A 20,676-nucleotide genomic window follows, 5' to 3' on the forward strand; every position below is an offset into this window, starting at 1 on the left:
CGGGCTTACGAACCCGCGTCCTCCGGCGAGAAGTCGAAAGTGTCGAAGACGATCACGCCAGCCTTATCGTTGGGCAACTCGGCTTCGATGCGCCCGTCAGGCTGCTGGACCACGGTCATGCCTTCGGCAATCGTCGCGCCGTCCGCACGCCGCGCTGCCTTGCCATTCACGGGAGTGAACAGCCAAGCGCCCGGAGCGCGGTCACGCAGGGTGCGATTGACCGACTGAACCTGTGTCCCGGCGGGGTAGCTGATCTCGCCCAGGGTGAATTCCCGAGCCAGGTTGGCGCTCTCGAAGCCATACAGCCTGCGCTCGCGGTCCAGCAGCAGGGTGACGCCGGACAGGGGTAGCTGCGCCAACTGCAGCGGCGCGTGGACGTCGATGCGCCAGACGTCAGCGTCGCGCAGGCCATCGCCGTAGGTCGTGGTGTAGCGCATCAGTTCGCTGTCCGTCGGAATATCCAGGCCGGCAGCATGATTGCCCGCCGCAATCTGGCAGCCCATCAGCAAGACTTCCGAGTCCGCCCGCACCGACAGGCGCATCGGCGCCTGCAGGCCGCAGTGCCAGCCATCGACCGTGGCCGGCGCGGCGATGCGCAATTCATGGACGGGCCACTCTACCGAAGCGCCCGCTGGCGTCTGCTCGTCCCAGGTGGAGCTGAAGCGCACGGAGAGCGCGGGAATCCCGTGAACCGGTGTCGGCACCGGAAACTCGACCTCCTCGGCGGCCTGCCAATCATGGGAGCCGGGCAACGACAGGCGCGTGCCGGCCGGCACGTCGAGGCCGCGGATGCGCGCCGGCTCAGTGAGGGTCGGGTGACGGGCCGCCTGTTCCTGCCGCATCTCCTCGCCAACCGCATGCCAGACGTAAGCCATGTAGGCCTGCGGAATACACAGCACCAGCAGCACCACCAGCAGGCTCCAGGAAACCGTACGGTGGCGCCTCCACCACTGGCGCGCCGGGCGGAGCAAGCACAAGGCCAGCAGCCACAGCAGCAGGGCCAGGACGGCCAGTGCCGACACGCCGAGCGTGATCAGCAGGGCCGGGGAAAACAGCGGTACCGGGATCATCCTTGTCCCTCAGAGCAGATCGGTGAACTCCATCAGGCGCGGCCATTCCCGCTGCGCCTGGCCATCGTCGGCGAGCAACTTGAAGCCAGCGAACTCGAAAGCCGGCGACACGGTGCAACCCACCAGCACGTAATCTCCCAGGCAACGCGCAGCTTGCCAGGCGTGGGCGGGCACGGCGCGCTGCGGCAGACTGCCCTCGCCCACCGGGCCAAGCGTTTCACGACGTACCTCGGCATCCGCCCGCTCGGCGATCAATAACTCCAGCGGGCTGCCTTCGTGGAAATGCCAGAGCTCGTCGGCGTCCACGCGGTGCCAGCGGCTGACGGTGCCGGCGGGTAAAAGGAAGAGGATGGCCGAGGACTGCAGCCGGCCAGCGGCGCCCACGAGCCCCGATTCGAACACCCGCCGGTAGAAGCCGCCCTCGGGATGCGGGGCGAGCTGCAGGGTGTCGATCAGAAAGCGGGCGCGCGAGTGCATCAGGCCTTCAGCGCGGCGATGAAATCGGCCAGCCACGGCTCGGAATCGGTCTCCTGGTCCACCGTCTCGCTGCCATCCAGGCGCAGCATCGGCACCACTTCCTGCACACCCAGTTCGGCGAACAGTTCACGCACCTGCTCTCCACCGCCGCAGTAGGTATCGCCGTAGCTGGAGTCGCCCAGCGCCAGCACAGCGCCCGGGCGGCCGCGCCACTCGCCCGGCAGGCGGTCGCGGATGGCGTGGAACAGCGGCTGGAAGCTGTCGGGCAGGTCGCCCATGCCAGTGGTGGCAGTCACCACCAGGAAGGCTTCGGGGGCGAACTCGAGCATGGCGTCCAGGGTGGCGCGCGGGTCGTACCAGGCTTCGAAGCCGGCGGCTTCGAGCAGGCGCCTGGCATGGCGCGCGACTTCCTCGGCGGTGCCGTAGACCGAGCCGGACACAATGGCGACTTTCATGTTCACTCCCACAAGGCAAGACAAGGCCGCCCATTATGCCCCATCCGTGCCGCACCGCGCCGGGGCTGGTATAGTTTTGCCCTACCCGGCCGCTAGGACATTGTCCGCCGCGGCGCTCCCTGAAGTGGATTTTCGCGAGGCGCGCATGGGCCAGACCCCAGCCCCCATCCTGATCACCGGCGCCAGCCAGCGCATCGGCCTGCATTGCGCGAAGCGCCTGCTGGGGGACGGCCAGCCGGTCATCGTCAGCTATCGCCAGGACAAGCCCGGCATTGCCGAACTGCGTGAACTGGGCGCCACCTGCCTGCACGCCGAACTGGCCGACGAAGCCGGCATCCTCGCCTTCGTCGACCAACTGAAGTCCCATACCGATCGCCTGCGCGCGATCATCCACAACGCCTCGGCCTGGATCGGCGACACCCCCGGCGAGGAAGCCCAGGCTTTCGAATCGCTGTTCCGCCTGCACATGCTCGCGCCCTACCTGATCAACCTGCGCTGCGCGCCCTTGCTCGAGCGCGACGCGACCGAGCGCGGGGCCGCGGCGGACATCATCCACCTTTCCGACGACGTCGCCCGCAAGGGCAGCGCCAACCGCATCGCCTATTGCGCCAGCAAGGCCGGCCTGGACAACCTCACCCTGTCCTTCGCCGCGAGCCTTGCGCCGCGTATCAAGGTCAACGGCATCGCGCCGGCACTGATCCTGTTCAACGAAGGCGACGACGACGCCTACCGCGCCCGCACCCTGGCGAAATCCGCCATGGGCATCGAGCCCGGCCCGGACGTGATCTACCAGAGCGTGCGCTACCTGCTCGACAGCCCCTACGTGACCGGCACTACCCTCACCGTCAACGGCGGCCGGCACCTCAAATGACCCGCCCGGCGCGGGCGCGAGGAACTCCCACGATGATCGAAGACATGTCTCACCACTACCGTGAGATTCTCAAAGGGCTCGGCGAAGACCCGACCCGCGAAGGCCTGCTGGACACTCCCAAGCGCGCCGCCAAGGCCATGCAGTACCTCTGCCACGGCTATGGGCAGACGCTGGAGGAGATCGTCAACGGCGCGCTGTTCGCCTCGGACAATGACGAAATGGTGATCGTGAAGGACATCGAGCTCTACTCGCTGTGCGAACATCACCTGCTGCCCTTCATCGGCAAGGCCCACGTGGCATACATTCCCACCGGCAAGGTGCTGGGCCTGTCGAAGGTCGCACGCATCGTCGACATGTTCGCGCGCCGCCTGCAGATCCAGGAAAGCCTGACCCGGCAGATCGCCGAGGCAGTCCAGCAGGTCACCAGTGCCGCCGGCGTGGCGGTGGTGATCGAGGCGCAGCACATGTGCATGATGATGCGCGGAGTGGAGAAGCAGAACTCGGTGATGAACACCTCGGTGATGCTCGGCGCCTTCCGCGCGTCCACCAATACCCGCCAGGAATTCCTGCAACTGATCGGACGGAGCAAGTGAAATGACGCAATTGCAGCCGGGCATGGCGCGAATCCGGGTCAAGGACCTGCGCGTGCGCACCTACATCGGCATCAAGGAGGAGGAAATCCTCAACAAGCAGGATGTGCTGATCAACCTCACCATCCTCTACCCGGCTGGCGATGCGGTGCAGGTCAACGACATCGATCACGCGCTGAACTATCGCACCATCACCAAGGCGATCATCGCCCACGTCGAGGAAAACCGTTTCGCCCTGCTCGAGCGCCTGACCCAGGAACTGCTCGACCTGGTCATGGCCAACCCCGCCGTGCGCTACGCCGAGGTGGAAGTGGACAAGCCCCACGCCCTGCGCTTCGCCGAGTCGGTATCCATCGCCCTGGCCGCCCAGCGCTGAGCCGCGACATTACCCAGCAGCCACCCTGCACGCCCGTGCCAGTCGGCCAACGGGCGTTGCTGGCAGATCGCCCGCCTCTTAGAATCTCGCCAGCCCCGCCATGCGCCTCTGATGCGCCTTAGTAGAGAGACATGCCATGACCGAGCCGATGAACCTGACCGACGAGCAGCGCACCGAACTCGAAGCCGCCGCGTTCCGCACCCTGGTGCAGCACCTGCGTACCCGCAAGGATGTGCAGAACATCGATCTGATGAATCTTGCCGGGTTCTGCCGCAACTGCCTGTCCAAATGGTACAAGGCGGCCGCGGACGACATGGACCTGCCGGTCAGCCCGGACCAGGCCCGCGAAGAGATCTACGGCATGCCTTACGCCGAATGGAAGGCCAAGTACCAGACGGAAGCCTCGCCCGAGCAACAGGCGGCCTTCGATACCGCGAAGAAACACTAAGAGTTTGCCTTGATGACCCTCAACGATTTCCGCTCGCGTCTGCGCAGCGAGCAGCACCTGTTCACCGACACCCTGGCGTACATCGCCGAGCACTACAGCTACACCCCCAGCGCCTTCACCAACGGCAGCGTGGAAAACCCCGCCGGGCAGAACGAAGGGTCCTGCAAGACCCTGGGCTTCGCCATTCTCGAAGGCCTGAGCCAGGAAGAGTCGCTGCTGGCCTTTGGCGAGCACTACCGCGCCGTACGCGACAACCCCGAGGGCACCGACCACGCCAACATCCGCGCCCTGCTGAGCACGGGCCTGGCTGGCGTCAACTTCGAGCGTCAGCCGCTGTCGCGCCGCGGCTGAGGCCGCCTGGCTCGATGAAAAGGCCCCGCTGATGCGGGGCTTTTTCTTGGGCGAACACCTGGCGTGATCTGGCAACCCTGGCAGCGAAATTGCCAGGCAGGGTGCCAAGCGGTTCGCGAGCACGCTCGCTCCTGCAAACAGTACGTTCGGCCCGCACAGAAAAAGGCCCCGCCAAGCGGGGCCCCTTCCTGCACGCCGGCTCTTCGGGCCGTTACAGGGAATCCAGGTAACGTTCAACGTCCAGCGCGGCCATGCAACCGGCGCCAGCGGAGGTGATGGCCTGGCGGTAGACATGGTCGGCCACATCGCCAGCGGCGAAGACGCCGGGGATGTTGGTGGCGGTGGCGTTGCCATCACGACTGCCGCTGACCACCAGGTAGCCATCCTTCAGATCGAGCTGGCCTTCGAACAGCGAAGTGTTGGGCGTGTGGCCGATGGCGACGAACAGTCCGTCGACCTTCAGCTCCGAAGCCTCGCCATCATTGTGGCGCAGGCGCACGCCGGTGACGCCCATGTCGTCGCCCAGCACGTCCTCAACCTGCGCATTCAGGCGCAATTCGATCTTGCCCTCAGCGATGCGCGCGCGCAGCTTGTCCTGCAGGATCTTCTCGGCGCGGAAGCTCTCGCGGCGGTGCACCAGGGTCACCTTGCTGGCGATATTGGCGAGGTACAGGGCCTCCTCTACGGCGGTGTTCCCGCCACCCACCACCGCCACTTCACGGTTGCGATAGAAGAAGCCGTCACAGGTGGCGCAGGCGGACACGCCCTTGCCCATGAAGCGCTCTTCCGACGGCAGCCCCAGGTAACGCGCGCTGGCGCCAGTGGCGATGATCAGCGCATCGGCGGTGTAGGTGCCGCTATCGCCCTTGAGTACGAAGGGCTTGCCGGCCAGGTCCACGCCATGGATGTGGTCGAAGACGATCTCGGTCTCGAAGCGCTCGGCGTGTTCCTGCATGCGCTGCATCAATGCCGGGCCGGTCAGGCCGTGCGGGTCGCCCGGCCAGTTGTCGACCTCGGTCGTGGTGGTCAGTTGGCCGCCGGCCTGCATCCCGGTGATCAGCAGCGGCTTGAGATTGGCGCGGGCGGCGTAGACGGCGGCGCTGTAGCCGGCCGGACCGGAACCCAGAATGATGACGCGCGCATGACGATCGGACATGACAGCCTCCAGTACTGAAGCGGACAAAAGAAAAGGGAGCTGCCAAAGCACCAGGGGGAAGGTTGGGAGAACGGCAGCTCCACGGAAAGGTTTGTTGCGCGGACCGCATCACCCGGAGACTGGAGGCAATGCGGTGTGACCGAAATCACAGTTGCATTCTCCGGCAGAACTCCGGGAAACCCTTGAGATAAGTCAGGGATTTCCGCTATCGCGCCCGGCTCGTTGAGATAAGTCAGGAAGTCTCGGAACGACCCTCGAACTGGTTCGATAGCACATGGCACGTAGCTTACCGCCGCGCTCGCGGCCTGCTGAAATGTCCAATCTCAATGCACCTCATAGGCTTGGCCTATGCAGCGCACGCCCACGGCCCGGATGGCTAGACTCAAACAGAACAAAGGTCACACGCATTGCCATGAACCTTCGCGCCCGCCTGCTCTGGCTGTGCCTGCCCCTGTTCGTCGCGAGCCTTGCCGGGGTCTGGCTGCTATCGGACCTGATCCTGCTCGACCGCTTCGACCGCGGCGACCGCCAGCGCCTGGCCGATGAGGTGCGCATCGTCCACAACCGCGTCGCCTACGAGAAACAGCGCAACCTCGACATCGTCCACAGCTATGCCTGGTGGGACGCCAGCTACCGGTTCATGCGCCTGCCGCAGGCAAACTTCGTCGAGGAAAATCTCGACCAGGACCTGCTGGGTATCCTGGGGTTCGACTACGTGCTCTACCTCGACCGCAAAGGCCGGACAGTCGCCCAGCAATGGAAACTCGACGGGCTGGCCCGGCGTTTTCCCCAGCAGAAGGTTCCCGACGCCAACCAACTGCGCCAGGGCGTCCTGCGGACCGCCCTGGAACTGGGCGCGCTGGATATCGAAGGCGATCCGCACCACAGCCTTGACCAGTTGCTGCAGATAGAAGGCCTGCCGCAGCTGCTGCTCACCTACCCGATCAGCAATAGCGCCGGCACCGCCGAGCCGGCTGGCGTGGTCATCGCCGGCGTGCTGCTCGACAGGGCGCGCATGTCCAGCCTGCAGACCCAGATGGGCGCAAGCCTGCGTCTGGCACAGGACCCGGTGCAGGGCAACGACTGGCGCACCCTGAATATCCCCACCGGGCGCGGCGCCACGCTGATCAGTCCCCGGCGCCTGCTGGATGAAAACAACCAGCAGATGTCCCTGCTCTACCTCGATTCGCACGGGCGGGCACAACTGCGCCTGGAGCTCACCAGCCCCAGGCCGCTGTACCAGCAGGGCCGGCAGTCCGTCCGGCTGTTCCTTTACCTGACTATCGGCCTGCTCGGTGGGGCCACGGTGCTCGCCTATGTGGCGCTGGAATTCCGCATCATCCGCAGGGTGTCCACCATGAACCGGGAAGTCGCGGTCATCGGCCAGGACGGCGCGCCTTCGCGCCTGAGCCCCCAGGGAGCCGACGAGCTGGGCCAGCTGGCCAGCGAGATGAATCACATGCTCGACCGCCTGGAGCAGAGCGAAGCACGGGACCGGGCGATCCTCGACGCGATCCGCGATGGCTTCTTCGAGATGGACACGCAAGGCGTCATCCTCACCCTCAATCCGGCGTTGTGCCGGATGCTCGGTTACAGCGCCGAGCAACTCGCTGGCCAGCATTTCGGCATTCTGCTGCAGGAGGCGGACCTGCTCAGGGCCCGCAGCCTCTATGAGCAGGCTCGCGACGACGAACAGGAAACCACCTTCTCCGCTCCCTTCAAGCGCCGCGATGGCCGGCTGGTCAACTGCGAAACGCGGCTCTCGGCGATCCGCGACGCCCAGGGCGAGTTCCAGGGCTTCCGCGGCATCCTGCGCGACATCAGTGATCAGGTGGCCTATCAGAAGCAGCTGCTGGACCTGGCCTACCGCGACACCCTCACCGGGCTGGGCAACCGCAAGGCGTTCAACGAACAACTGGGGCAGGCCGTCGTGCAGGCCCGTCGCGTGGCCCTGCTGTACATCGACCTGGACCGCTTCAAGCAGGTCAACGACCGCTTCGGCCATGCCATAGGCGATGCCCTGCTCGGAACGGTGGGCGAGCGCATGCGCAGCAGCCTGCGCCAGCCGGACCAGGCCTTCCGCCTGGGCGGCGACGAATTCGCCGTGCTGCTGGAAAACGCCGAGCCGGACCAGGCCGAAGCCCTGGGCACACGCCTGCTGGCCGTGCTCGGCGCGCAGTACCACCTGGGCGGCCAGGTGATCGACTTCGTCACGCCCAGCATCGGTATCGCCTTCTACCCACAGGATGCCGGCGACGCCGATGCCCTCACCCGCGCCGCCGATATCGCCATGTACCAGGCCAAGCAGGAACGCAATCGCTGCTATCGCTATACCGTCGCCTGAACGCTGCTACGCGAACACATACCCGGCAAAACAGACGGCTCGCCGGTCGTCAGCCGGGTCTGCTAAGGTCTCCGACGGTTCACACCTGGAGAAGCCAATGTCCACCCTGCGCGGCCCGCAATACTTGAGCGAAGGCCTTAAACTGATGATGCGCCCCGGCCTGCGGCTGTTCGTGCTGCTGCCCCTGAGCATCAACCTGTTGCTGTTCGTCGGCCTGATCGGCTTCGCCATCAACCAGTTCAGCCACTGGGTAGACTGGCTGATGCCGAGCCTGCCGGACTGGCTCAGCTTCCTGCAGTTCATCCTCTGGCCGCTGTTCGTGGCGCTGGTACTGCTGATCGTGTTCTTCACCTTCACCATGATCGCCAACATCATCGCCGCGCCCTTCAACGGCTTCCTCGCGGAAAAGGTCGAAGTGGTGGTGCGCGGCACCGACGACTTCCCCGAGTTCAGCTGGGGCGAGCTGATGGCCATGGTCCCGCGCACCATCGGCCGCGAACTGCGCAAGCTCGGCTACTTCCTGCCGCGCGCCATCGCGCTGTTCATCCTCAGCCTGATCCCCGGCCTGAACCTGATCGCCGCCCCGCTGTGGCTGATTTTCGGCGTGTGGATGATGGCCGTGCAGTACATCGACTACCCGGCGGACAACCACAAGCTGGGCTGGAACGAGATGCTCGCCTGGCTGCGCAGCAAGCGCTGGGCCTGCATGGGCTTTGGCGGGGTGACCTACCTGGCGCTGCTGATCCCGCTGGTCAACCTGGTCGCCATGCCCGCCGCCGTGGCCGGCGCGGTGCTGTTCTGGGTGCGCGAGGGTGGTGAAAAGGCGCTGGTGAAGTAACCGTCGGCGGCTGTCACCTATCGATCATCGCATTGTCATCGGCGCGCCACCGCACGCCGGGACACTGCGAGCATGACCACGACTCCCCTGCGCATTGCGCTGATCAGCGAAACCTTTCCGCCGGAAATCAATGGCGTCGCCAACACTCTGGGCCGCCTGGCCTCGGGACTGTTGCGCCTCGGACACCAGATCCAGATCGTGCGACCGCGCCAGCAAGGCGACGACGGCCGGCACAGCGACGGCGAACTCGTCCTCACCCGTGGCTGGCCGCTGCCCGGCTATCCCGGCCTGCAATGGGGCCAGTCGTGCCTGCACAAGCTGCTGCGTCACTGGAAGCGCACCCGCCCGGACGTGCTCTACATCGCCACTGAAGGCCCGCTCGGCCTGGCAGCCCTGCGAGCCGCGAAGCGCCTGCGAATCCCAGTGATCAGCGGCTTCCATACCAACTTCCAGCAGTACAGCGCGCACTATGGCTTCGGCCCGCTGATGCGCCTGGTGACGCTGTACCTGCGCTGGTTCCACAACCGCACCCAGCAGACCCTGGTGCCCAGCGCCAGCCAGTCCGTGGAATTGCAAAGGCGCGGTTTCGAGCGCCTGGCGCAACTCTCGCGCGGCGTCGACAGCCAATTGTTCAATCCATCACGGCGCAACGAAACGCTGCGCCGCGAGTGGGGCCTGGGCGAGCGAGACATCGCCGTCCTGCATGTCGGCCGGCTGGCGGCGGAGAAGAACCTGTCGCTGCTGGGCAGCAGCTTCCGTGCGCTGTGCGCGGCGCACCCGCAGCTCAAGCTCCGGCTGGTGATAGTCGGTGACGGACCGCAACGCGCCTCACTGCAGAAGCAGCTGCCCGAAGCAGTCTTCTGCGGGCTGCAGCGCGGCGAGGAACTGGCCCGGCACTATGCCAGTGGCGACCTGTTCCTCTTTCCCAGCCTGTCGGAAACCTTCGGCAACGTGGTGCTGGAAGCACTGGCCTCAGGGCTGGCGGTGGTGGCTTTCGACCAGGCAGCAGCCGGCCAGCACATTCGCCACGGGCACAACGGTGTGCTCGCTGTGCCGGGTGAGAACCAGAGCTTCTTCGAAGCGGCGAGCTGGCTGCTGGGCGACCCGGAGCGCTTGCGCCGGGTGCGCCTCAACGCGCGTCACCATGCCATCCATCAGGCCTGGGACCACGTGGTCGAGCGTTTCGAAGGCTATCTTCACGAAGCCTGCCGCACGGCCCTGCCGGGGAAGCACCCCGGCGGCCTGGGCCAGCCCGACATCCACAAATAGGATCAGGCGAAAGGCTTGGGCTCGGCAGCAAAGGACAGGCTCATGGCGCCCTCGCCTAGGTTGATGCCGCCGGTGGGGCTGAGCATCGCCAGGTGCACCTGTACCCCCTTGGCCTGGCAGGCCGCTTCCAGCGCAGCGAAACCGGGCAGGTCACGCAGGGCGGAGGGATCGCCGGCATAGCTCAGGCACATCTGTGGCGCCAGCAACTCGCCCGCCTCGACCCGCGCGCGGGCGAAGTTGAGCAGGCGCTCGGCGGACTTCTCGTAGTTTGGCGAGACCGACACCGGCTTGTCCTCGCCCTGTACCAGGCTCAGTACCGGCTTCATGTCGAGCATCGAGCCCAGGCCGAGGAAGGCACCGCGCAGGCGGTCGCCGATGCTGCTGCGGTCGCCCTTCTGGAAGCCGCGCCGGCGGATGTGTCCGAGGTCGCTGGCGACCAGGAAGGTATTCATCTGCTGGCTGAGCTGCTCCAGGCGGGTGCGTACCGCGTTCGGGTGCTGGTCTTCGCCGAGCAGGCGGATACCTTCGGCGGCCAGCACGGCGAGGCCGGCGAACACGGTCTGGCTGTCGATCACCCGCAGCGCGAACGGCCCGGCGATACCGGCAGCGGCGCGGCGCTCCTTGTAAGTCTGCAACAGGCTGAAGGAAGCCTGGGTGGCGTGCTCGAAGATCGGGCTGCGCTGGCTGGTCACGGTCAGGCAGATCACGTAGTCGAAGTCGGTGACCAGGTGCTCCAGGAACCAGTCGTGGGTCTGCGCCGGCGTCAGCGGTTCGCTGCCGTCCTCGGGGCCGACCTTGGGCAGGTCCTGGGAATAGAACCTGAGGGTGGTGTCGGGATCGCGGTCATCGACGATGCGCCGTTCGCCCACACGGATACCGATGGGCAGTACGCGAATGTCGTGGGCAGCAAGGAACTCCGGGGGAAGGTCGCAGGTTGCATCGACCACCAAGCCGATCCGCATGTCTTACTCCTATGGCCGTATCCCGGCCTTATTTTTGTGTGAACGCGGTCATACTCTGCCCGTTTCGGACTGGGAAGTCAGCATGCGGAAAGGTGGGTCTCGGAAAAGATTTGTAAACGCCTAGGACGGTACTTTCAGACCATTCAGATTGCTTATGAACAGTCATAACCAGAGCACAGGCCGTGGGCTCTCACCGGGGAAATTCTGCGCCAGGTGTTGCCCTCTTCCCCGCCCTCTCCCTGAATGGAGAGGGCGTTTTCCGTGCCGGCTGACGCCAAGATTTCAACCGGCACCGAACCAGTCCCCTCTCCCTTCAGGGAGAGGGTAAGGGAGAGGGAAACTCCAGCACGGACTTTCAGAAAATACATTGCTCCTCCAAGAAGCGGCTGCGCGAGGGGTTCAGCAATAGCAAAAGCCCCTGGCACCGAGGGTGCCAGGGGCTTTTCATTACCGAATGGCGAATCAGGCCAGCGATGTCAGCGCGTCGCGGCTGAAGGGCTTGATGTCCTCCAGGCGGCCATCACGGACTTTCACCGCCCATTCCGGGTCCACCAGCAGCGCGCGGCCGACGGCCACCAGGTCGAACTCATCCTTGTTCAGGCGCTCCAGCAGACCGTCGATGCCCGACGGCTGGGCGACCTCCTCGGTGTTGCCGAAGAAGGCCAAGAACTCGCTGCCATCCAGACCGACGTTGCCGACAGTGATGGTCGGCTTGCCGGTGAGCTGGCGGGTCCAGCCGGCCAGGTTGAGATCGGAGCCTTCGAATTCCGGAATCCAGAAGCGGCGGGTCGAGCAGTGGAAGATGTCCACGCCTGCATCCGACAGCGGCTTGAGGAAGGCTTCCAGCTCTTCGGCGGTCTGCACCAGGCGGGCGCTGTAGTCCTGCTGCTTCCACTGGGAGAAGCGGAAGATGATCGGGTAGTCGGGGCCAACGGCCGCTCGCACGGCCTGAATCAGCTCGATGGCGAAGCGCGAACGGTTGGCCAGGCTGCCGCCGTATTCGTCGGTGCGCTTGTTGCTGCCATCCCAGAAGAACTGGTCGATCAGGTAGCCGTGGGCGCCGTGGATTTCCACGCCGTCCATGCCGATGGACTTGGCGTCGACGGCGGCTTGGGCGAAGGCGGCAATGACCTCCTGGATGTCTTCCTTGGTCATCTCATGGACCAGCACGGTGCCGTCCTTTTCCTTGCCACTGGGGCCGTAGCCCGGAACGCTGGCATCCGGCTCGGTGCCCAGGCGGCGCACGGCTCCGACGTGCCACAGTTGCGGGACGATCTTGCCGCCCTCGGCGTGTACCGCATCGACCACCTGCTTCCAGCCGGCCAGGGCGTCTTCGCCGTGGAAGCGCGGCACGTTCGGGTAGCCGTTGGCGGCCTTGTGGTTGACCGTAGTGCCTTCGGTGACGATCAGGCCGACACCGGCGGCGGCGCGGCGGCGGTAATACTCGACGACCTGGGCGTGGGGTACGCCGCCCGGGGTGAAGTTGCGGGTCATCGGCGCCATCACGATACGCGTGGGCAGTTCCAGGCCGCCCAGGCGGAAGGGCGAGAACAGGGTATCTACGGATGCAGTCATTGAAGTCTCCATGACGGCCAGGCGACCGGTCGTCTCGTTTTTGAGTTGGGCTGAAAAATGGGTGATGACTCAGGCAGATCAGGCCTGTAGCAAGTGCTCCAGGCGCTCGATAAAGCGCTCCACCGGTTTGAGCGAAGCGCTGACTTTCATGCGCGCCAGCACGCCCTGCCAGGCATTGCCGATGAACTCGGCCAGTTGCTCGACGTTCTCCGAGGCGGGCAACTCCCCGGCGCGCTGGGCGTCAGCCAGGCAGTCGCGCAGGGTATCGATGGACTGCTGAAGGATGCCGTCGACGCGCTCGGCGATCGGCGGCGACAGCTCAGCCATCTCGAAGCTCAAGCTGCCGATGAAACAGTGGTATTCGAGCTTCTCCTGGCGGGCGAAATGCGCCAGGAGTTCGCGGTAATAAGTAAGGATGCGCGCACGCGGACCCAATGCCGGGTTGCCCAGCGCCTCGGCGTAACGTGCCAGGCGCGGCGCGTACAGATGTTCCAGGGCTTGCAGGGCGAAATCTTCCTTGCTCTCGAAGTAGTGGTAGAAGGAGCCCTTGGGGATGCCGGCGGCCTGGACGATGTCCTGCACGCCCGTGCCGTGGTAGCCGCTGCGGGTCATCGCCAAGGAGCCCTTGGCGAGGATCAGGTCACGTTTGTCGAGTCGAATGCTGTTCATGGGCGCAAGAATATGACCGGTCGTCTCGCCTCTTCCAGAACCATTGATCGCAGTGATTTTCCCTCAGAAGCGGATCAGCGGATCGCCGGGCTTTCCAGCAGTTGCGCCACACCTTCCTGCAGCAATTCACGCAAGCGCTCGACCACTGCTTCCGGCTCGGCTTCGCTGCGGTGCAGGCACAGGCCCAGCGGTGCCATCACCGGCAGCCCGGCGCGCTCGGAATCCAGCCGCTCGACGCTGGCCGGCAGGCCGATCGGCGTGCGCAGGCCAACGCCCAGCCCGGCCCCGACCGCCGCCCAGATGCCGGACAACCCGGCGCTGGTGAACGCTACGCGCCAGGCAATACCGGCCCGGTCCAGCGCCGCCGTCGCCGCGCTGCGCAGCAGACAAGGCGCCTCCAGCATCACCAGCGGCAGGGGTTCCGCACCGGGAGACGGTAGCGCTTGCGACGCGCCGATCCAGCACTGCGCCACCGCACCAATGCGCTCCATGTGTGGCGTGCGCTCGCCGGTCTCCCAGGCCAGCGCCAGGTCCAACTCGCCGTTGCGCACGCCTTCGATGAGCTGCTGGTTACGCGCGGTGCGTACCTCGATGCGCACCTTGGGATGGGCACGGGCAAAGCGCGCCAGCACGGCGGGCAGCAGCGTTTCGCCGAAATCCTCCTGCAGGCCGAGGCGCACCCGGCCTTCCAGCGCACCGCCACGCAAGGCGGCGGCGGCTTCGTCGTTCAATTCCAGCAGCCGGCGGGCATAGGCCAGCAGCGTCTCGCCCGCCTCGGTCAGCGCCATGCCGCGCCCTTCGCGGCGCAATACCGGGGTGCCAGCCTGCTCTTCCAGCTTCTTCAATTGAGCGCTGACGGCAGAGGTGGAGCGCCCCAGGCGATCCGCCGCGCGGGCAAAACTGCCCAGCTCGATGCCGGTCACGAAGGTCCGCAACACGTCCAGGTCGAAGTGGATACGGGGCATGGCAACCATCCTGATTATTCGAACTATCTGTTAAATATTTCCCGATTTTCAGGATCAAATTGCCGGGCTAGCCTGATTCCGTCAATCACTCACCGAGGAACGGCGCCATGCCTACCGTCCGCATCTCCCTGCGCAAGGGCAAGCAACCCGAGTACCTGCGCGAACTCGCCGACACCGTCTATGACGCCATGCACGAGGCCTTCAACGTGCCGGAGGGCGATCAGTTCGTGATGATCCACCAGCACGAGGCGGAGGAATTCGTCTTCAATCGCCATTACCTGGGCGGGCCGCGCAGCGACGATTTCGTGCTGATCGCCATCACCATCGGCCGCCCGCGGGACTCGCAGACCAGGCAGGCGTTCTACCGGCGGCTGAACGCGCTGCTGGGCGAGCGGCTGGAGATAGCCAGCGAGGACGTGATGGTGCAGATCACCACCAGCGAGGCGGACGACTGGTCCTTCGGTGGCGGTCGCATGGGCGTGCTGACCAAGCCCGATGCGGTCAGTGCCAGCTGACGCGCTGCTCCAGCGGGAAGCGCAGGCGCGGGTTGTAGACGCCATTGTCGGCCGCCCGCCCTGCCGCCAGCAGCATGATCGGCACCGCGCGGCGAGGAATATCCAGCACCTTGCGCAACCGCACTTCATCGAAGCCTTCCATGGGGCAGGTGGCGTAGCCGTGGCTCTGCAGGGCCAGCATCAGGTTCTGCGCCGCCAGCGCAGTGGACTTCACCGCCCACAGGCGCATCTCGGCGTGGCTGTTGGGCTGGCGCATCAGCGCACGGCGCAGGCCGACGAACGCATAGAGGGTGCGCTTGAACAGCCCACGTAGCCCGAAAACGCCCTGGTTGTACTGGAAGGGCGCGGTGCGCTGGTAGAAGTCGCGCACCTTTTTCGGCACCTGCGGCTCCGGCCACTGGTCGAGGATCGCTGCACATGACTCGCGCCAGGTGTCCGGCCGCGCCAGCACCACGATCAGCACCGGAGCCGTGCGCGCGGCGTTCTGCCCCAGGCACACCGGCACCAGCTTGCGGCGCAGCTCGGCATCGCGGATCACCTGGAAGCTCCAGGGCTGCAGGTTGCACGCGTTGGGCGCCAGCACCGCCTGTTCCAGGCTGTCGCGCAGTACCGCTTCCGGCACCGGATCATCGAGAAAACGGCGCACCGCGCGGCGCTGTTCGATCAGCGCGCGCAAGGCATCGGGCGTGGCGGGCAGGCAGGCGGACTCGGCGGCGAAACGGCTCATGGCGGGCTCCGGAAACAGGTCGCCCGATTAAGCCGCCACACCTGGCGTGGAACAAGACGGAAGGGAGAAATGCCGGCGGGATTGGCGCATGCGCCCTCTCCCGCCGGTGGATCAGGCGCCCAGCGCCTTCTCGATGGCCTGGATCAGCGCCGGATCATCCGGCGTGGTGCGCGGGCTGAAGCGGGCCAGCACGCGGCCATCCGGGCCGAGGAGGAACTTCTCGAAGTTCCAGGTGATGTCGCCGGGGAACTCGGCGCCCTCGCCCGCCAGCAGGCGGTACAGCGGATGGCGCTCGGAGCCGTTGACCTCGAGCTTGCCCGACATGGGGAAACTGACCCCATAGTTCAGCGAGCAGAACGACTGGATCTCGGCTTCGCTGCCCGGCTCCTGCCCGGCGAACTGGTTGCAGGGCAGACCGAGAACCACGAACCCCCGGTCCTTGTACTGCTGGTAAAGGTTTTCCAGAGCGGCGTACTGCGGGGTCAGGCCGCATTTCGAGGCGACGTTGACCACCAGCACGACCTTGCCCTTGAGCGGGGCCAACGGCAGATCCTGGCCGTCGAGGCCATGCAGCGTCAGATCGTGAAAAGCGCTCATTGCTTGCTCCTTGAAGAAGTAGGCACGAAGTGCCCGCGCAGGGAGCGGACAACGTGTCCGTCGTGCTGCGCAATCCCAGTCGATGCGGGAAAAATGCCCTGGCCTTGTTGCAGTCGATCAGGTTGCATGAGAAAGGCGCCCAAAGGCGCCTTTCAAGATTGAGCGTAGCAGCTCAATGATGGCTTCACCCGGCCGATGGCCGACCGGGCGACAGCCATCAATGGTGGTGACCACCTTCGCCGTGGACGTGGCCATGGGCGACTTCTTCGGCGGACGCGTCGCGGATGTCGACCACTTTCACCTTGAAGTTCAGGCGCTGGCCGGCCAGCGGGTGGTTGCCGTCGACGATTACGTCGTCGCCTTCGATGTCGCGGATGGTGACGATCTGCATGCCGCCGTCCGGAGCGGAAGCGTGGAACTGCATGCCGACTTCCAGCTCGTCCACGCCTTCGAACATCTCGCGGGTCAGGGTGGCGACCAGCTCGGCGCTGTATTCGCCGTAGGCATCGGCCGGCTCGACGGTCACGTCCAGCTCGTCACCGACCTGCTTGCCTTCCAGGGCCTTTTCCAGGCCGCCGATGATGTTGTGGGCGCCGTGCAGGTAGACCAGCGGAGCGCCGCCGGCGGAGCTGTCGATGACCTCACCTGCGTCGTTGGTCAGGGTATAGTCGATGGAAACCGCCTTGTTGGCCGCGATCTGCATGGTTCGAAACCTATCTGATATAGAAGTTGAGCGCGTAAGTCTACGCGGCGACGCCCCCGAATGCGACCCGAAGACGGACGGACGGGATCACGCGGTCCCGCCGCGCCTGCTTGACTTTCATCAGGACGAAGACGGCCACTGGGTGGCAGTCTTGTCCTGCGGCCACACCCAGCACCTGCGCCATGAGCCGCCGTGGCAATCGCGGCCCTGGGTGCTGGACCCGCAACAGCGCGAGGCGCAGATCGGCCGGCTATTCCCCTGCGGCTGGTGCGCCAAGGATTCCGACAGCAACAAGGAGTAGGCATGCCGGCTCGCAATATCCTGGTGATCAACTGCGGCAGTTCTTCGATCAAGTTCGCCCTGGTTCGAGAGGGGCGCGACGAATTCATCCTCCACGGCCTGGCCGAACGCCTCGGCGCCAACGGCGCGAGCCTGCGCTGGCAGGGCGAGACCGACGAGCAGCCGCAAACCCTCGAGCTGCCCGGCGCCGACCACAAGGCCGCCCTCGCCCGCCTGCTGCCGCTGGTAGCCCAGGCCGCACAGGGCGAACTGCATGCCATCGGCCACCGCGTGGTGCATGGCGGCGAGCGTTTCACCCAGGCCTCGCGCCTGACCGATGAAGTCCTCAGCGCCATCCGCGAGACCTCGCCGCTGGCGCCGCTGCACAACCCGGCCAACCTGGTGGGCATCGACGCCGCCATGGCGCTCTATCCGGACCTGCCGCATATCGCGGTGTTCGACACCGCTTTCCACCAGAGCCTGCCCGAGCGCGCCTACCGCTACGCCATCCCCGAACCGCTGTACCGCGAGCAGCACGTACGCCGCTACGGTTTCCACGGCACCAGCCACCGCTATGTCAGCCACCGGGCGGCGGAAATGAGCGGGCTGGCGGTGGGCGACAGCTACTGGCTGTCCGCACACCTGGGCAACGGCAGCTCCACCTGCGCCATCGCCAACGGCCAGAGCCGCGACACCAGCATGGGCCTCACTCCGCTGGAAGGCCTGATGATGGGCACCCGCTCCGGCGACGTCGACCCGAACCTGCACAGCCACCTGGCGCGCACCCTGGGCTGGAGCCTGGAGAAGATCGACCACATGCTCAACCACGACAGCGGCCTGCTCGGCCTGTCGGGGCTGTCCAACGACATGCGCACCCTGGAAAACGCCCGCGAGCAGGGCCACGCCAATGCGGCGCTGGCCATCGAAGTATTCTGTTACCGATTGGCCAAGTCCCTGGCCTCGCTGACCTGTGCGCTGCCGCGGCTGGACGGCATCATCTTCACCGGCGGCATCGGCGAGAACTCCGCGCTGGTGCGCAACCTCACGGTCAAGCACCTGCACGTGCTCAACCTCGAACTCGACGGCGAAGCCAACGCCCGCTGCGTACGCGGCGTCGGCGGGCCGATCCACCTGCCCGGCCACCCCCGCGTGCTGGTGATCCCCACCAATGAAGAGAAGCAGATCGCACTCGACACCCTGGCTGTCCTCGACTGAAGATTCATCGGTTGCGCCCCACAAGGGCGCAGACCACTCCCGCACGGCTTAAGGAGCCCGGATGCACACCTTCTTCCTCGCGCCGACCGGTTTCGGTGTCGGCCTGACGTCCACCAGCCTGGGCCTGATCCGCGCCCTGCAACGCGCCGGCCTGAAGGTCGGTTTCTTCAAGCCCATTGCCCAGCCGCACATCGGCGACGACGGTCCGGAGCGCTCCAGCGAACTGGTCGCGCGCACCCACGGCCTCAACGCGCCTACCCCGCTGTCGCTGTCCAAGGTCGAGCGCATGCTCGGCGACGGCCTGCTCGACGAACTGCTCGAGGACATAGTCGGGATGTACAACGGCGCCGCCGCCGACAAGGACGTGATGATCGTCGAGGGCATGGTGCCGACCAAGCACGCCAGCTACGCCGCGCGCATCAACGCCCACCTGGCGCGCAGCGTCGATGCCGAGGTGATCCTGGTCTCGGCACCGGACAACGAGACGGTGAGCGAGCTGTCGGACCGCATCGATATCCTCGCCCAGCTCTTCGGCGGCCCGCGCGACCCGCACCTGGCCGGCCTGATCGTGAACAAGGTGCGTGGCGGCGAGAGCGAAGAGATGCCGCGCGACGCGGTCGAGGCCGCACGCCTGTTCGGTGAACGCCTGAAGGAACATTCCCCGCTGCTGCGCGACGGCGACGTCCGGCTGCTCGGCTGCATCCCCTGGCAGGACGAGATGAACGCCCCGCGCACCCGCGACGTGGCCGACCTGCTGGACGCCAGCGTGCTCAACGCCGGCGACTATGAACAACGCCGCGTACAGAAGATCATCCTTTGCGCGCCCTCGGCACCGAACACCGTGCACCTGCTCAAGCCCGGCGTGCTGGTGGTGGTGCCGGGCGACCGTGACGACATCATCCTCGCCGCCTGCCTGGCCGCCATGAATGGCGTGCCGCTGGCCGGCCTGCTGCTGTGTTCGGGGCTGACGCCCGACGCGCGGATCATGGAGCTGTGCCGCAGCGCGCTGCAGAGCGGCCTGCCGGTGCTGACGGTGAAGACCGGCTCCTTCGACACCGCCGGCGACCTGTCGCGGATGAACAAGGAAATCCCGGTGGACGACCGCGAGCGCGCCGAGCGCGTGACCGAGTTCGTCGCCGAGCACATCGACTTCGAGTGGCTCAAGGACCGCTGCGGCGCGCCGCACGAGCTGCGCCTGTCGCCGCCGGTATTCCGCTACCAGCTCACCCAGCGCGCCAACCGCGCCGACAAGCGCATCGTCCTGCCCGAGGGCAGCGAACCGCGTACCGTGCAGGCCGCCGCCATCTGCCACGCCCGCGGCATCGCCCGCTGCGTGCTGCTGGCCAAGCCCGACGACGTGCAGGCCGTGGCGCAGATGCTGGGCATCGTGCTGCCCGAGGACCTGGAGATCGTCGATCCGGACCTGGTGCGCAGCCGCTACGTCGAACCCATGGTCGAACTGCGCAAGGGCAAGAGCCTGAACGCGCCGATGGCCGAGCAACAGCTGGAAGACAACGTGGTGCTGGGCACCGTGATGCTTGCCCTGGACGAAGTGGACGGGCTGGTTTCCGGCGCCATCCACACCACCGCCAACACCATCCGCCCGGCCCTGCAACTGATCAAGACCGCGCCGGGCTACAACCTGGTGTCCTCGGTGTTCTTCATGCTGCTGCCCGACCAGGTGGTGGTCTATGGCGATTGCGCGGTGAATCCCGACCCTTCGGCCAGTGACCTGGCGGAGATCGCCCTGCAAAGTGCCGCCTCGGCCCAGGCCTTCGGCATCACTCCGCGAGTGGCGATGATCAGCTATTCCACCGGCGCATCAGGAACCGGCGCAGATGTCGAGAAAGTCCGCGAAGCTACGCGCATCGCGCGGGAAAAACGCCCCGATCTGTTGATCGACGGTCCCTTGCAGTATGATGCCGCCGCCATCGCCAGCGTGGGTCGCCTGAAGGCACCCGACAGCCCGGTGGCCGGACGCGCCAACGTGTTCGTGTTCCCCGACCTGAACACCGGGAACACCACCTACAAGGCGGTCCAGCGCAGCGCCGACTGCGTCAGCATCGGGCCGATGCTGCAGGGCTTGCGCAAACCGGTGAACGACCTCTCACGCGGCGCGCTGGTGGACGACATCGTCTACACCATCGCGCTGACGGCGATCCAGGCGGACTCCGGCAAGGACGGCTGACAACCAAGGCACGAGGGATGTGCCCATGAACGCATC

At 66.0% G+C, this 20,676-nt stretch carries 23 protein-coding genes; 12 read left to right on the forward strand and 11 right to left on the reverse strand.

Features of this window, described 5'->3' with window-relative positions; translation table 11 throughout:
- Positions 1-5 precede the first annotated feature (5 nt).
- From C167_RS33330 to C167_RS0114955, 3 genes are read right to left on the reverse strand one after another with little or no spacing between them, the layout of a single operon-like run.
- Positions 6-1,070 (reverse strand): hypothetical protein, encoded by a 1,065-nt coding sequence (locus tag C167_RS33330; RefSeq protein ID WP_017519083.1) that lies wholly within the window; start codon positions 1,068-1,070, stop codon positions 6-8.
- Between the two features lie 9 nt (positions 1,071-1,079).
- The gene (locus C167_RS0114950; RefSeq protein WP_017519084.1) at positions 1,080-1,547 is read right to left on the reverse strand and encodes a cupin domain-containing protein; all 468 of its coding nucleotides are present in this window, start codon (positions 1,545-1,547) and stop codon (positions 1,080-1,082) included.
- Entirely contained in the window at positions 1,547-2,002 is a 456-nt protein-coding gene (locus C167_RS0114955) for a flavodoxin (RefSeq protein ID WP_017519085.1), read from the reverse strand. The genes C167_RS0114950 and C167_RS0114955 overlap by 1 nt, the downstream gene beginning before the upstream one ends.
- A 145-nt stretch (positions 2,003-2,147) precedes the next feature.
- Between C167_RS0114955 and folM the strand changes: the two genes are divergently transcribed.
- The 5 genes from folM to C167_RS0114980 all read left to right on the forward strand — a co-directional run bounded on the left by folM (position 2,148) and on the right by C167_RS0114980 (position 4,638).
- Positions 2,148-2,873, forward strand: coding sequence for a dihydromonapterin reductase (gene folM / locus C167_RS0114960; protein WP_017519086.1), 726 nt, complete (start codon positions 2,148-2,150; stop codon positions 2,871-2,873).
- A 32-nt stretch (positions 2,874-2,905) separates the two neighbouring features.
- Entirely contained in the window at positions 2,906-3,466 is a 561-nt protein-coding gene (gene folE / locus C167_RS0114965; RefSeq protein WP_017519087.1) for a GTP cyclohydrolase I FolE, read from the forward strand.
- A 1-nt stretch (position 3,467) separates the two neighbouring features.
- A complete protein-coding gene (gene folX, locus C167_RS0114970) occupies positions 3,468-3,839 on the forward strand; it encodes a dihydroneopterin triphosphate 2'-epimerase (RefSeq protein WP_017519088.1) in 372 nt (123 codons plus the stop codon).
- A 136-nt stretch (positions 3,840-3,975) separates the two neighbouring features.
- Positions 3,976-4,287 carry a DUF1244 domain-containing protein gene (locus C167_RS0114975; RefSeq protein WP_017519089.1) on the forward strand — a complete coding sequence of 104 codons (312 nt, stop codon included), beginning with the start codon at positions 3,976-3,978 and terminating at the stop codon, positions 4,285-4,287.
- 12 nt (positions 4,288-4,299) lie between these two features.
- The gene (locus C167_RS0114980) at positions 4,300-4,638 is read left to right on the forward strand and encodes a HopJ type III effector protein (RefSeq protein WP_017519090.1); all 339 of its coding nucleotides are present in this window, start codon (positions 4,300-4,302) and stop codon (positions 4,636-4,638) included.
- Between the two features lie 211 nt (positions 4,639-4,849).
- On the opposite strand, the gene trxB is transcribed toward C167_RS0114980, so the two are convergent.
- Positions 4,850-5,794 carry a thioredoxin-disulfide reductase gene (trxB, locus tag C167_RS0114985; RefSeq protein ID WP_017519091.1) on the reverse strand — a complete coding sequence of 315 codons (945 nt, stop codon included), beginning with the start codon at positions 5,792-5,794 and terminating at the stop codon, positions 4,850-4,852.
- A gap of 412 nt (positions 5,795-6,206) precedes the next feature.
- Between trxB and C167_RS0114990 the strand changes: the two genes are divergently transcribed.
- The 3 genes from C167_RS0114990 (at position 6,207) to C167_RS0115000 (ending at position 10,245) form a co-directional block, all read left to right on the forward strand.
- Complete coding sequence (locus tag C167_RS0114990; protein WP_017519092.1) at positions 6,207-8,138, forward strand: diguanylate cyclase domain-containing protein; 1,932 nt, start codon at positions 6,207-6,209, stop codon at positions 8,136-8,138.
- A 97-nt stretch (positions 8,139-8,235) separates the two neighbouring features.
- Positions 8,236-8,976 carry a sulfate transporter CysZ gene (gene cysZ / locus C167_RS0114995; RefSeq protein WP_017519093.1) on the forward strand — a complete coding sequence of 247 codons (741 nt, stop codon included), beginning with the start codon at positions 8,236-8,238 and terminating at the stop codon, positions 8,974-8,976.
- Between the two features lie 72 nt (positions 8,977-9,048).
- Positions 9,049-10,245 carry a glycosyltransferase family 4 protein gene (locus C167_RS0115000; protein ID WP_017519094.1) on the forward strand — a complete coding sequence of 399 codons (1,197 nt, stop codon included), beginning with the start codon at positions 9,049-9,051 and terminating at the stop codon, positions 10,243-10,245.
- A 2-nt stretch (positions 10,246-10,247) separates the two neighbouring features.
- On the opposite strand, the gene C167_RS0115005 is transcribed toward C167_RS0115000, so the two are convergent.
- The 4 genes from C167_RS0115005 to C167_RS0115020 all read right to left on the reverse strand — a co-directional run bounded on the left by C167_RS0115005 (position 10,248) and on the right by C167_RS0115020 (position 14,416).
- Positions 10,248-11,207 (reverse strand): DegV family protein, encoded by a 960-nt coding sequence (locus C167_RS0115005; protein ID WP_017519095.1) that lies wholly within the window; start codon positions 11,205-11,207, stop codon positions 10,248-10,250.
- A gap of 462 nt (positions 11,208-11,669) precedes the next feature.
- A complete protein-coding gene (locus tag C167_RS0115010) occupies positions 11,670-12,782 on the reverse strand; it encodes an NADH:flavin oxidoreductase (protein WP_017519096.1) in 1,113 nt (370 codons plus the stop codon).
- Positions 12,783-12,860: 78 nt separating this feature from the next.
- Positions 12,861-13,451 carry a TetR/AcrR family transcriptional regulator gene (locus C167_RS0115015; protein WP_017519097.1) on the reverse strand — a complete coding sequence of 197 codons (591 nt, stop codon included), beginning with the start codon at positions 13,449-13,451 and terminating at the stop codon, positions 12,861-12,863.
- Positions 13,452-13,525: 74 nt separating this feature from the next.
- Positions 13,526-14,416: a LysR substrate-binding domain-containing protein gene (locus C167_RS0115020; protein WP_017519098.1), complete on the reverse strand. Its 891-nt coding sequence runs from the start codon at positions 14,414-14,416 to the stop codon at positions 13,526-13,528.
- A 107-nt stretch (positions 14,417-14,523) separates the two neighbouring features.
- Here C167_RS0115020 and C167_RS0115025 point away from each other — a divergent pair, with 107 nt between their 5' ends.
- A complete protein-coding gene (locus C167_RS0115025) occupies positions 14,524-14,931 on the forward strand; it encodes a tautomerase family protein (protein ID WP_017519099.1) in 408 nt (135 codons plus the stop codon).
- Here the strand turns inward: C167_RS0115025 and C167_RS0115030 are convergent.
- From C167_RS0115030 to C167_RS0115040, 3 genes are all read right to left on the reverse strand, one after another.
- The gene (locus C167_RS0115030) at positions 14,918-15,658 is read right to left on the reverse strand and encodes a nitroreductase family protein (RefSeq protein WP_017519100.1); all 741 of its coding nucleotides are present in this window, start codon (positions 15,656-15,658) and stop codon (positions 14,918-14,920) included. The two genes, C167_RS0115025 and C167_RS0115030, sit on opposite strands and share 14 nt — an antisense overlap.
- Positions 15,659-15,769: 111 nt before the next feature.
- Entirely contained in the window at positions 15,770-16,255 is a 486-nt protein-coding gene (locus C167_RS0115035) for a glutathione peroxidase (protein ID WP_017519101.1), read from the reverse strand.
- Between the two features lie 217 nt (positions 16,256-16,472).
- Positions 16,473-16,958: an FKBP-type peptidyl-prolyl cis-trans isomerase gene (locus tag C167_RS0115040; protein WP_017519102.1), complete on the reverse strand. Its 486-nt coding sequence runs from the start codon at positions 16,956-16,958 to the stop codon at positions 16,473-16,475.
- On the opposite strand from C167_RS0115040, the gene C167_RS0115045 reads away from it, so the two are divergent.
- The 3 genes from C167_RS0115045 to pta all read left to right on the forward strand — a co-directional run bounded on the left by C167_RS0115045 (position 16,927) and on the right by pta (position 20,640).
- Positions 16,927-17,259: a DUF3565 domain-containing protein gene (locus C167_RS0115045; protein ID WP_026079070.1), complete on the forward strand. Its 333-nt coding sequence runs from the start codon at positions 16,927-16,929 to the stop codon at positions 17,257-17,259. The two genes, C167_RS0115040 and C167_RS0115045, sit on opposite strands and share 32 nt — an antisense overlap.
- 2 nt (positions 17,260-17,261) lie before the next feature.
- Positions 17,262-18,452 carry an acetate kinase gene (locus tag C167_RS0115050; protein WP_017519104.1) on the forward strand — a complete coding sequence of 397 codons (1,191 nt, stop codon included), beginning with the start codon at positions 17,262-17,264 and terminating at the stop codon, positions 18,450-18,452.
- A 61-nt stretch (positions 18,453-18,513) separates the two neighbouring features.
- Positions 18,514-20,640 (forward strand): phosphate acetyltransferase, encoded by a 2,127-nt coding sequence (gene pta / locus C167_RS0115055; RefSeq protein ID WP_017519105.1) that lies wholly within the window; start codon positions 18,514-18,516, stop codon positions 20,638-20,640.
- The last annotated feature ends 36 nt before the right edge of the window (positions 20,641-20,676 follow it).

Origin of the sequence: Pseudomonas nitroreducens TX1, from assembly GCF_000313755.1 — a bacterium.
In the GTDB taxonomy this organism is placed as follows: Bacteria; Pseudomonadota; Gammaproteobacteria; order Pseudomonadales; family Pseudomonadaceae; genus Pseudomonas; species Pseudomonas nitroreducens_A.